This window comes from Streptosporangium amethystogenes subsp. fukuiense (assembly GCF_042665875.1).
Taxonomy (GTDB): Bacteria; Actinomycetota; Actinomycetes; order Streptosporangiales; family Streptosporangiaceae; genus Streptosporangium; species Streptosporangium fukuiense.
Genome location: NZ_JBHTEE010000001.1, coordinates 2,046,016 through 2,057,595, shown reverse-complemented (window position 1 = coordinate 2,057,595; position 11,580 = coordinate 2,046,016). Strand labels below are relative to the sequence as shown.

Here is an 11,580-nt window from a genome sequence, read left to right as displayed (position 1 = left end):
CGTTATCGGCAGGCTCCTACGGCCGTTGGACGACGCCCGGTCGGTCATGGGCTGGTGCCCGGACACCCCGGCGCACCGCCGGGCGGTCACCGACGCGATCGGCCTGGTCCTGCGCCGGTGCCTGGATGAGGAGACCTCCTTTTGGGCCTGGTCGGCCGAGACCTGGTTCGAGCTGATCGCGCCCGGTCACATCGAGTTCGAGGCCGCCTGGCCTGGCTGGATCGACGGGACGATCCGTCCCTACGTGGCAGCGTTCGCCTATCTCCTCGGTGACTTCACCGACTTCCACCGGATCGGCAACTTCAACCGCCGTTCCCTGGCCTGGAGGATCTTCGGCAAGAACGTCGTCGAGGACTCCGTCGACCAGGTCGCAGGCACCTTGCAGGGGTGGGGCTACCATCCCACCGCAGGAGCGGTCGGCCAGTTCCGCACGGTCTTGATCCAGGCGATGCTGGTCAATCGGAGTCCGCTCCTGCAGGACATGACCAGTGAAGCCCTGGAGCGGATCCGCGAAGACCCGGGCCTTGAGCGACAACGGAACGGCCAGTGGCGTTAGCGAGCGGACTCGGGCGGAGTTGCCGCCATCCACCGTTCCAATGTCGGTGAACGGCGGACCGACAGGGATCTTGTAACGGTTTGATCACTGTGCGTTGGTTACCGGTGGGTCGGTCCTATTTTGCGGCGTATGCCGGTGGAGTTCTTGACTGATGTTGAAGCGGCGAGCTACGGCCGGTACGCCGGACCGCCATCGCGGACGGATCTGGATCGAGTGTTTCTCCTCGATGAGGACGACCTGGCGCTGATCGGGCTCCGCCGGGGCGAGCACATGAAACTCGGCTTCGCCCTCCAGCTGGTGACGATCCGGTGGCTCGGGACGTTTTTAGAAGATCCCCTCGATGTGCCGGTCGAGGTGCTGGACTTCGTGGCCGAACAGCTCGGCATCGCTGATCCGTCGCAGGTGAAGAGGTACACCGAGCGGATCAAGACGCGGTTCGATCATCAGTGGGAGATCCGCCGGGTGCGGGGGTGGAAGGAGTTCGCCAAGGTCGAGGCGGAGTTCGGTGAATGGGTGGCGGCCCGTTCCTGGACGTCGGGAGACGGGCCGAAGGCGATTTTCACCGATGGGGTGGGGTGGCTGCGCGAGCGCAAGGTGCTGCTGCCCGGGGTGACGACGTTGGTGCGGCTGGTGGCGAGGGTCCGTGACGACACGACGCACCGGTTGTGGGGCGTGCTGGAGGGCTTGCTGTCGACGGGCCAGCGGTATGTGCTGGATCAGCTGCTGGAGGTGGCGCCAGGGTCGCGGGTCTCTGACCTGGAACGTTGGCGTAAGGGGCCGCCGCCGCGTGGTAGCGGGCCGACGCTCATCAAGGCGCTCGAACAGGTCGCGGAGATCACCGGGCTGGGCCTGGCCGCGCTGGGCGAGGAGGGGCAGGTGCCGCCGCGCCGGTTGGGTGAGCTGGCCAAGTACGGGATGAGTGCGGACGCCTCGCTGATCCGCCGCCACGGCGATGGCCGCCGGCTGGCGACGCTGCTGGCCACGGTCCGGCTTTTGGAGGCCAAGTCGGTCGATGACACGCTGGAGCTGCTGGATCTGCTGATGGCCACCGAGCTGCTGAACAAGGCGCACACGGCGGCCGACAAGGACAAGGTCCGCAAGCATCCGAAGCTCGCCAGGGCCTCGGCCCGGCTCGCGGTGGCGGTGGAGGCGTTGTTCGAGGCCGAGGGGTGGGGCGGCCCGGATGAGGAGCCGCGGGTGTCGGAGGTGTGGGAGGCGATCGAGGCGGTCATCTCCCGCGCGGAGTTGCGGGCCGCGTTGGTGCTGGTCAATGAGAACGTGCCGCCGGCCGATGCCGTCGATCCCGACGACTGGCGCTCTGAGCTGGTCGGCCGGTACACCACGGTGTCGGGGTTCCTCAAGCTTTTGCCCGTGGTGATCGCGTTCGGTGCGAACGCCGAGGGAGCCCCGATCCTGGCGGCGATGCGCAGGCTGCCGGAGGTGCTGGCCTACCGCAGTCGCCTGGCGGCGCCGCTGATCCCGGCCAAGGTGATCGAACCCGCGGTGGTGAACGGTCCCTGGAAGCGCCTGGTGTTCGGCCACCCCGCGCACCAGGGGGGCGCGGTGAACCGGCACGCCTACACCTTCTGCGTGCTGGAGCAGTTCTATCGTCATCTCAAGCGCCGTGAGATCTACGCCGAGGCCTCCACCAAGTGGCGTAACCCCCAGGCCCAGCTCTTGGAAGGCGAGAAGTGGCAGACGATCCGGGGTGAGGTGCTGACCACGCTCGGCCTGCCGGAGGACCCGGACGCCTTGCTGGCCGAACACGCCCGCACCCTGGACTTTGCTTACACCGAGGTCGGCGGGCGCCTGGCGACCAACACCGAGGTCCGCATCGATGAGGTCGGGAAGATCCATCTGACCGGGGTGAAGGCGGTGGAGGAGCCGCCGTCGCTGGTCGACCTGCGCAACCGCACGACGGCGATGCTGCCGCGCGTCGACCTACCCGAGGTGATCTTGGAGGTGATGTCATGGGAACCGTCGCTGGCACAGGCGTTCACCGCCGCCTCCGGCGGCCGGTCTCGGCTGAGCGATCTGCCGACCTCGATCGCCGCTTGCTTGGCCGCGCACTCGATGAACGTGGGGTATCGGCCGATCGCCAAGAAAGGCGTGCCCGCCCTGGAGCGCTCACGGTTGTCGAACGTGTTCCAGAACTGTTTTCGGCCCGAGACCCTGAGCGTGGCGAACGTGCCGCTGGTCGCCCGCCAGGGCGGGCTGAGTCTGGCCCAGGCGTGGGGCGGCGGCTTGGTCGCCGCGGTCGACGGGATGCGGTTCGTCGTCCCGGTCCCGGCCGCGTTCGCCCGCCCCAACCGCAAGTTCTTCGGTTCCAAACGCGGTATGACCTGGTTGAATGCCATGAACGATCGTGGAATGGGGCGGGGTGCGAAGGTCGTGTCGGGAACGGTTCGCGACTCCCTGCACATGGTCGACGTCATCTTCGGGCTGGACGGCGGGGAACTGCCCGAGATCGTCGTTTCCGACACCGGATCGTACAGCGACCTGGTCTTCGGGCTGTTGGAACTGCTGGGGATCTCCTACCGGCCGGCGCTGGCGGACCTGCCCGATCAGAAGGGCTGGCGGATCAGTTCCAAAGCCGACTACGGCCCGCTCAACACTCTGGCCCGGGGAAGGATCGACCTGCGGAAAGTCCGCCGGAACTGGGAGGACATCCTGCGGGTGGTCGCCTCGATCTACACCGGCACCGTGCGCGCCTACGACGTGGTCACCATGCTCCAGCGCGACGGGCACCCCACCGCGCTCGGCGAGGCGATCGCCGCCTACGGCCGGATCTTCAAGAGTCTTCACATTCTCGCCTACATCGACGTGGATGAGACCTACCGCCGCGACATCAAGCACGTTCGCAACCTGCAGGAAGGCCGCCACGCTCTGGCCCGCAAGATCTGCCACGGCAAGAAGGGCGAGCTGTACCACCGCTATGAGCGCGGTCTGGAAAACCAACTCGGCGTTCTCGGGCTTGTCCTCAATTGCGTCGTGTTGTGGACCACGGTCTACCTGGATGCCGCGGTTCGCCAACTGCGCGCGCAGGGCTATCCGGTCCAGGAGGAGGACATGGCCCGGCTGTCGCCGTTCGTCAACCGGCACCTGGGCGTGCACGGCGCCTACAGCTTCGTGCTGCCCGATCTGGCGCCCGGCGCGATCCGCGAGCTGCGCGACCCTGATGCTCCCGATGACGATGAAGACGAGGTCTGAAACCCCGGCGAGCCCCGTGGGCTTAGCCGGGGGCATGGGTGACGATTGATCGGTTGCCTGGGGTCCAGGCCGGCGTCACGGCGCCGAAGTGATCAATTCACCAGCCGGGCTTGGGTCCAGGCGAGCGCGGCCCGCGCAGCGTGCGCCTGGTAGGGGTGCCGGTAAGAACGCTGTCATGAGCCCCAAACGGGTGGTGCAGGTGCGGCTGGCGCCCAGCCTGATCTATGCCTCTGAGATGGCGGACTGGGGTGTGACCAGTCTCGGTCGGCCCGCTGTCGAGCAACTGCGCCTCGAATTAGATATACCTGACCCTTGACACACGAAATACGTGTCGTGAATACTGGAGCGTAGTTCGAGGGGGAGTACCCGACTAGTCACCGCACCGCCGTCAGTACGGGCCCGGCCCATCCAGGCCCCGGTGGTGCAGCCGCCCGGCTTCTGTCCGTGGGTGGCCCGGGGAGACCGTCGACCACGAAGAGTGCCGCCGCGCGACGCGCGAGGCGGCCTGGTCGAGGAGGTCTTCTCCGTTGTCTGTTGCCTGGTGGGCCTGGGCCGCGGTGCTGCTTGCGGTGGCCGTGATGCTCGCGATCGATCTGTTCCTGCACCGCGACAACCACGTCGTCGGCTTTCGTGAGGCGGCCATCTGGTCGGGCGTGTGGATCGCCGCCGGCCTGGCCTTCGGCGCCATCTTGTGGGCGTGGCAGGGCGGGCAGGTAGCCGGTACCTACTTCGCCGGCTACCTGATCGAAAAGGCGTTGTCGGTCGACAACGTGTTTGTCTTCGCGCTGATCTTCACCACCTTCGCAGTCCCCGCCGCACTCCAGCACAAGGTGCTGTTCTGGGGCGTCATCGGCGCGCTGGCCTTCCGGCTGGTGTTCATCTTCGTCGGCGCCGAACTGCTGGAGACGTTCTTCTGGACGGCGTACCTGTTCGGCGCGTTCCTCATCTACACCGGCTACAAGATGGCCTTCCGGCACGACCAGCAACCCCCGCCGGACCGCAACCCGGTGGTACGGCTGGTGCGCCGCGTCGTACCGACCGACCCCCGTTACCACGGCGCCCGCTTCTTCGCCCGCATCGATGGCAAGCGGGTGGCCACCCTGCTGTTCGTGGTGCTCATCGCCATCGAGGCGACCGACCTGATCTTCGCCATCGACTCGGTCGCCGCGATCCTGGCGATCACCACCAGCACCTTCATCGTCTGGACCGCCAACGCCTTTGCCATCCTCGGGCTGCGCAGCCTGTACTTCTGCCTGGCCGGGCTGCTGCGCCGGTTCGTGCACCTGCACTACGGCCTGGCCCTGCTGCTGGCCTTCGCCGGCATCAAGCTGATCGCCTCGGAGACCCCGATCGGGAAACTGCCCATCCCGGTCACGCTCGGGGTCATCGTCGTCACCATCGGCGTCTCCATCGTCTGGAGCCTGCTGGCCACCCGCGCCACCGCCGGAAACGCCACCGCCGGAAACGGCGGCGAAACCGAGGTTGAAGGCGGCGGCGCTGCCGCCACACACCCGCCTGCAGCCTCCGGCACGCACGCGCCGCAAGCCGATGCGGACAGTGCAGCGGCCGCCGACCGCGCCACCGTCGTCAACGACCCGTCCTGAACGCCGGCCCACGAAACACCCCCGGACCGAGCGCCCCGGGGGCAGGAAGGAACGCACCACGATGCGCCATCCACCCGCCATCACCCAGCCGACCACCCAGCGGACCGCCCAGCCCGCCGGCCCCAGTGCCCCTGCCAGCGTGTACTGCCATCAGGTCACCGGCCGCCTCCCGGGCACCGGACCGGTCCTGGCCGTTCTCACCGGCGGCCCCGCCGACCTGGCCGTGGCCCACACCGCCGCCACCTGGGCGACAGGCACCCGCAGCCTGGTCATCGCGGCCACCGTGGTCACCGGCACCGGCTTCAGCCTCAACCCGCTACTGCACCAGGTCCGGGCACGCCGCCAGGACGCCGACAGCCTGGCTGTCATCGACCGCCTCACCCCGATCCTGACCGCGGCCGGGGTGGCCTGGCTACGCGCCATCGTGGCCGTGCCCACCCGCGCCGGCCCGGCCCCGGCGATGACCCCGGCCCTGCCGCTGGCCGCGATCCGACGCCTGGTCGACCGCTTCGCCGCCGTCGCCGTCGTCACCGCCACGCCGCTGCACGACCCGGCCGGCCGCCTGGCACCACTCCCCCCGCAGGCGGCCAACGCGGCGATCACAGCAGCGGGCACAGCGGCGCTCGGTACGCACGTGCCGCAACCCTCAGCCACCACCGACAGCCCAGACCACGAGGAAGAGGCATGACCATGACCACCACCACCGGCATCGGCATGATCCCCGCCCCAGCCCAGATCACCGCCCTGCAACAGGTCCGCGAGTACCCCGCGGTGTCGCTGCTGCTGAGCACCAACCCCGCGGCCGAGCTCACCCGCGCCGACGCGCTGCGCATGGAAGGGCTGGCCGCCGAGGCGGTGCAGCGGCTGCGCAGCGAGCTGCAGCCCGCCGTGGCCGACCCGGTGATCGGCCGCCTACACCGGCTGATCGACCAGGCCCGGCACGGCCCCACCGGCCTTGGCCTGGCCGTGTACGCCAGCGCCGGCACCGGGGCGCTGATCCGGCTGCCGATCGGCGTACGCGACCGCACCGTCGTCGACCCGACCTTCGCCACCCGCGATCTGATCCGCGCACTGCACCGCACCCCACGCCACCTGGTGCTGACCCTCAACACCGGGCACGCCCGGCTGCTGGAGGCCGCCGCCGACACCCTGCTACCCGCCCTCACCTCGGCCTTCCCGATGTCAGCCGACCCCCGCGCCGCCAGCCGTAGCCGCGGCCGCGCCGACCGGCCCACCCGCGAAACTCTCACCTCGGACTTCTACCGCCAGGTCGACGCCGCCCTCGGCGTCTACCTGCGGCTGCACCCAGCGCCGCTGGTGCTCGTCGGCGACGAACGCGCCGCCGCCGCCTTCAAGCGGCTGTCGGTCAACTGCCAGCGACTGGCAGGCACCGTCACCGGCAACCTCACCGCCACCCCGACCGCCAAGCTGACTACCCGCATCCGCACGGTGCTGGACGGCTACCTGCACCGCCGCCAAGACGAGGCGCTGGCCCTGCTGCAGCAGCGCACAGCGGCCGGCCGCGTCACCTCCGGCATGCCGGCCGCCTGGCAGGCCGCCCGCACCCGCAGGCCGGAGATGCTCGTGGTGGACGACTCGCTGTACTATCCCGCCCGGCTGTCCGACGACGGCGACACCCTCACCCCGGCCACCGACATCGACCACCCCGACGTCATCGACGACGCCGTCGACGAACTCATCGAACTCGTCTTGGCCCGTGGCGGCTGGATCGCCTTCACCACCCCCGGCGTCCTGGTCGACCATCAAGGCGTCGCCCTGGTCACCCGCCGCTGACGCGACGCTGACTCGCCCCACCGATGCCCTGCATTGGCACGGCCCATCGGGGGTGTCCATGTCGTGTTTCCCATTTCGCGATAGAAGGAGCATGCTTTTACGATGACCACTGTGGTATCCGACTGGACATTCCTGACCAACCACGCCCACGTCCTGGTGTGCATCGCCCGCGACCCCGGCATCCGCGTCCGCGAGATCGCCGTCGACGTCGGCATCACCGAACGCGCCGCGCAACGCATCGTGGCCGACCTGGTCGCCGCCGGATACCTCACCGCCACCCGCGAAGGGCGGCGCAACCGCTACCAGCTCAACCCGTCCCTGCCCCTGCGCCACCCCTTGGAACGCGACCACCAGATCGGGGAGATCCTCACGGTCTTCCGCGTCGCCGACGCGCCCGCGCCCAGCGCCAGGCCCGAACCGCTGGACCTACCTACGGCCGATACACGCCGGTAGGCCGCCGAGCAGGCCGGCCAGGGGTGCCGGACCAAGGAGCACGCAGTGGCGCGCAGCGGCATCGGAGGCGGTGGCCCTCGTCCACCCGCAGCACACAGGCGAGGGCCCGCCCCACGAATCGCGGCCGCCAGCCTCCTCCGGCCTGGTGACCGCCCCACCACCCTGATAACACATAACGTGACGGCGCAATCGCTGCACGCGATTTGACGGGGAGTCGAGCGCCTCGTCGATCGGGCAGCGGACCTCGGCGCTGTGACATAGAATTTGCATTACCTGTCACACTGACCTCGCGAGCCGAACAGACGCCCAGCTCGCCGGAGACCGAGCCAGCCCCGACTCGGCAACGTTATGTGTCACATCAGCGCAGGAGGCCTCTCGTGACGGTTGTGCCGTTGCCCGCCCCGCCCGCCGAGACCCTCGGCGGCGAGAGCGTCGCGGCCGCCATTGACCGCTACCTCGACTCCGTCCAGACCGCCACGACCCGAGCCAGCTACGCCGAGACCCTCGCCCGGCTCACCGCACTCGCCGGGGATCGACCCGCCGGCGCGCTCGCGCCCGACGACTACGCCGCGGTGATGGAGCGGTGGGCCGGCGCCGCGGCCGCGACCTGGAACCGGCACCTGTCCGCGCTCACCTCCTTCACGACCTGGGCCGGACGTCAGGAGATCCTCACCACCAATCCCGCTCGCCGCCTGGAGCGCCGCAAGAGCGCCCGGCGCGGCGACCGCTCGATCCCGCGCGCCCGCCTGGACAAGCTGTTCACCGACGACCGGCACCGCCTGCGCGAGCGAGTGCTGTGGCGGATGCTGTATGAGACCGCCGCCCGCGCCGAAGAACTCCTGTCCCTCAACATCGAGGACCTGGACCTGGAGTTCCGGCGCGGCCGTGTCCGCTCCAAGGGCGGCGCGATCGAGTACGTCCACTGGGCCACCGGCATCGCCCGTCTCCTGCCCCGACTGCTGCGCGGCCGCACCCGCGGCCCGGTCTTCCTCGCCGACCGACGCGCCCCCACCTCCGGGCCACGCACCCCGGCAGCCGCCGACATCTGCCCCAAGACCGGACGCGGCCGATTGTCCTACCCGCGCGCCGAGCACCTCTTCAAGATGGCGACCGCCGCCCTCGATCCGCACAAGAACGGCTGGACGCTCCACCAACTACGACACAGCGCACTCCAGCATCTGGCCGCCGACGGCCGCACCGCTCCCGAGCTCCAAGCCAAATCCCGCCATCAGCACCTCGCCAGCCTCGGCCGTTACGTCCACCTCGGCGAACAGACCTCCGCCCAGGTCACCGCCGACACCGACCCCGCCGCACGCCGCAAACTCCGCTGACCCGCATCGGAACGGTGGATGGCGGCAACTCCACCCGAGTCCACTCGCTAACGCCACTGGCCGTTCCGTTGTCGCTCAAGGCCCGGTGCTCGCGGTCTCCACGATCACCTCCCGGCAGCCGGCGGCAGCGAGCGCGTCCAGCTGCATCTGATGATCTTGCGCACGTCCGGAGACGCGGGCGTACCCGAGCCGGACGGTGTTGGTGTAGGCCGCGGGCGTCTGCGGTACGGGCTACATCATGGAACCGTCCCGAAACACAATGTTCAGGCCAGGGTTTCAGGACGGCTTTCGGGACACCCTGACCTGGACCTCTCGACCGCGATCGCGACCGTCCCGTATTCGAGCGTTTTCGGGACTACCATGCTCGGCATGTCTGGTCGCGCGCTGAGCTTCGGAGCGATGGCGGAAGCCTACGAACGGTTCCGGCCGGGGTATCCCGTGGAGCTCTTCGACATGGTGATGGCCTACGCTGCCCGGCCGGTCAGGACCGCCCTGGAGATCGGCGCTGGGACAGGCAAGGCCACCCGCCTGTTCGCTGAACGAGGGATCGCTGTAACGGCGACCGAGCCCGATGAGGCCATGCTCACCGAGCTGCGCAGACACGTGCCGGCGAACGTCAGGACCGTGCAAGCCGCGTTCGAGGACCTGCGGCCGGGAAAGAGGTACGGCTTGGTCTACGCGGCTGCGGCGTTGCACTGGACGAACCCGGAGGGTCGGTGGTCACGGGCGGCTTCGCTGGTCGAGCCAGGCGGCGTGTTCGCCTCATTCGGCGGCCCGATCGAACTGGCCGACCCGGCTGTGGAACAGGCGGTCTGCACGGTGCGATCACCGTTCCTGGCAAGTGATGGCGTTCCCTCTCCGGACGGGACGCCTCCGGAGGCGGAGATGCAGTGGCCAGGCACGGAGCTTCAACGGTCCGAGTGGTTCACCGATGTCCAGCAGGCCGTGATCGAACGCCGCTTGACGCTGACTGCTCACGACTACATCGGTCATCTCTCGACCGTCTCAGCTTATCTCGTCTTGCCAGACGCGGAGCGCGAGCAGGTGTTCAGCCAGATCATCAAGGTTCTGCCGGAAACGGTCGAGATCATCGCCGACATCACCGTTCATTTCGCGCGTCAGCACGACGAGCCTTAACGGTCTGGCCACGCGCCTAATCTCCTGACCCGGCGCCTGGTCTCGTTCTACTTTGCGGCTCGCCGTAGCTTTAGGAGTTCTCACACGGACGCAGGAGGACTCTTGGCGGAATGAGCTCAATACGAAACAGTGAAGTCCTCCTCCTGATCGAAGCGGTTGCGGGACGCTACAGGCCGGCTTTGCCCATGGGGTTGTCCTTCCAGCGGTCGACGGCGCGGACGTAGCCGTGCACGGTGGGGGAGGTGGGCTTCCAGCGGCCCTGTTCGGCGATCTTGCCGGTGGGCACGTTCGCATCGGCCAGGGTGGTGGCGCCGCCGGCGCGCAGGCCATGTGCGCTGTAGCGTTCGGCGTCGGCCAGGCCGGCGCGCAGGGCGGCGTCCTTGACGATGGTGTTCAGTGTGACGCCCGATAGACGCAGGCCGCCGCGGCCGGCCCAGCCGGGGGTGCCGCCGATGCGGCCGAAGCGGTCGATGGGCCGCAGCAGCGCCCCGGTGGTGATGCCGCACTCGTGCAGCATGGCCAGCCAGGCCTGCACCGAGCGGACCGGGCAGGTGGCAAGGTGTGAGCCGTAGGGGACCGCGACGGTCTGCCCGGCGGCGTCCTGGTCGGTCTTGCTCATCGGGATGAACACCTCCAGTCCCTGGCGCGGGAAGGTGAGGTGTTCGCAGTCGATGGCGGCGAGCTCGCTGCGCCGGCCCATCAGGGCGAAGCCGAGCACCAGCGTGGCCCGGTCCCGGATCCCGGTGAGGGTGTCGTCGGGGGTGTGTTCGATGAGGCTGCGCAGGATGTCGATGGTGATCGGCGGGGCCTTGCGCATCGTGTTGCCCGGCTTGGTGCTCCAGTCGCGGCGGTAGGCGCGCAGCGCGTCGCGGGCGGCGGTGGTGTGCGGTCTGGGCAGGCCCGCCTTGCCGTGCGCGGACGATACGCAGGCCAGTGCCTGGTCGATGCTGGCCGGGGCCAGGCCGCGCCCGGCCAGCTCGGCGACGAAACTGGCCAGGGTGGCGCTGGTAGCCGGCAGCGGGGTGCGGCCGGTGGCGGTGCACCAGGACAGGTAGCCGGCCCAGATGCGGGCGTAGGCGCGGGTGGTGTTGGCCGCCGGGGCCGCCGCGATCAGCCGTGCCGCCTCCTCGGTCACCTGCTCGTCCGCTGAACGACGGTCGCCGGCGACCGGCACCCCGTCCAAAACGACAGCATCATCCATACGTGCCGCACTGTTGGTCGGAGCGCGCCGGGCGAGCACGAACCCGGACAGGCTCGGCTCATCGGGGGAGGCATCCACCCCAGCACCGTCATTGCCGTCAAGGCCCGGCGTCATGCCGTCATCGTCGTCTGTGCGCTCCAGGTTCATGCGGCCATCCCTTACTGATTCATAGGATCATCGGTTCTATTTTGACGCTTAAGGCTTGCGATAAGCAAAGTTATCGCAAGCCTGCTCGAGATGCGCTGATCTTCAAAATTTCGTTTCGTGACGCACGGAAACATGATCGTTCGCGAA

The 11,580-nt window shown here is 68.9% G+C and carries 9 protein-coding genes; 8 read left to right on the top strand and 1 reads right to left on the bottom strand.

What is annotated here, in order from left to right; genetic code table 11:
• Positions 1-25 precede the first annotated feature (25 nt).
• The 8 genes from ACFQVD_RS08775 to ACFQVD_RS08740 all read left to right on the top strand — a co-directional run bounded on the left by ACFQVD_RS08775 (position 26) and on the right by ACFQVD_RS08740 (position 10,085).
• A complete protein-coding gene (locus ACFQVD_RS08775; protein ID WP_343971204.1) occupies positions 26-556 on the top strand; it encodes a hypothetical protein in 531 nt (176 codons plus the stop codon).
• Positions 557-685: 129 nt separating this feature from the next.
• Complete coding sequence (locus ACFQVD_RS08770) at positions 686-3,766, top strand: Tn3 family transposase (protein WP_343971207.1); 3,081 nt, start codon at positions 686-688, stop codon at positions 3,764-3,766.
• 527 nt (positions 3,767-4,293) lie between these two features.
• Positions 4,294-5,370: a TerC family protein gene (locus tag ACFQVD_RS08765; RefSeq protein ID WP_343971210.1), complete on the top strand. Its 1,077-nt coding sequence runs from the start codon at positions 4,294-4,296 to the stop codon at positions 5,368-5,370.
• A 61-nt stretch (positions 5,371-5,431) separates the two neighbouring features.
• On the top strand, positions 5,432-6,058 hold the full coding sequence (locus ACFQVD_RS08760) for a hypothetical protein (protein WP_343971213.1): 627 nt from the start codon (positions 5,432-5,434) through the stop codon (positions 6,056-6,058).
• Positions 6,055-7,164 (top strand): baeRF3 domain-containing protein, encoded by a 1,110-nt coding sequence (locus tag ACFQVD_RS08755; protein WP_343971216.1) that lies wholly within the window; start codon positions 6,055-6,057, stop codon positions 7,162-7,164. Before ACFQVD_RS08760 ends, ACFQVD_RS08755 begins: the two co-directional genes overlap by 4 nt.
• Positions 7,165-7,266: 102 nt before the next feature.
• Entirely contained in the window at positions 7,267-7,617 is a 351-nt protein-coding gene (locus tag ACFQVD_RS08750) for a helix-turn-helix transcriptional regulator (protein ID WP_343971219.1), read from the top strand.
• A gap of 377 nt (positions 7,618-7,994) precedes the next feature.
• Complete coding sequence (locus ACFQVD_RS08745; RefSeq protein WP_343971222.1) at positions 7,995-8,948, top strand: tyrosine-type recombinase/integrase; 954 nt, start codon at positions 7,995-7,997, stop codon at positions 8,946-8,948.
• A gap of 369 nt (positions 8,949-9,317) precedes the next feature.
• The gene (locus tag ACFQVD_RS08740; RefSeq protein WP_343971225.1) at positions 9,318-10,085 is read left to right on the top strand and encodes a class I SAM-dependent methyltransferase; all 768 of its coding nucleotides are present in this window, start codon (positions 9,318-9,320) and stop codon (positions 10,083-10,085) included.
• A 166-nt stretch (positions 10,086-10,251) separates the two neighbouring features.
• On the opposite strand, the gene ACFQVD_RS08735 is transcribed toward ACFQVD_RS08740, so the two are convergent.
• On the bottom strand, positions 10,252-11,433 hold the full coding sequence (locus ACFQVD_RS08735; RefSeq protein WP_343971228.1) for a site-specific integrase: 1,182 nt from the start codon (positions 11,431-11,433) through the stop codon (positions 10,252-10,254).
• Positions 11,434-11,580: the final 147 nt, after the last annotated feature.

Coding starts and splice junctions, on each gene's coding strand:
- ACFQVD_RS08770 (WP_343971207.1), top strand. CDS start 686: ATGCCGGTGGAGTTCTTGACTGATGTTGAAGCGGCGAGCTACGGCCGG.
- ACFQVD_RS08760 (WP_343971213.1), top strand. CDS start 5,432: ATGCGCCATCCACCCGCCATCACCCAGCCGACCACCCAGCGGACCGCC.
- ACFQVD_RS08755 (WP_343971216.1), top strand. CDS start 6,055: ATGACCATGACCACCACCACCGGCATCGGCATGATCCCCGCCCCAGCC.
- ACFQVD_RS08750 (WP_343971219.1), top strand. CDS start 7,267: ATGACCACTGTGGTATCCGACTGGACATTCCTGACCAACCACGCCCAC.
- ACFQVD_RS08740 (WP_343971225.1), top strand. CDS start 9,318: ATGTCTGGTCGCGCGCTGAGCTTCGGAGCGATGGCGGAAGCCTACGAA.
- ACFQVD_RS08735 (WP_343971228.1), bottom strand. CDS start 11,433: ATGAACCTGGAGCGCACAGACGACGATGACGGCATGACGCCGGGCCTT.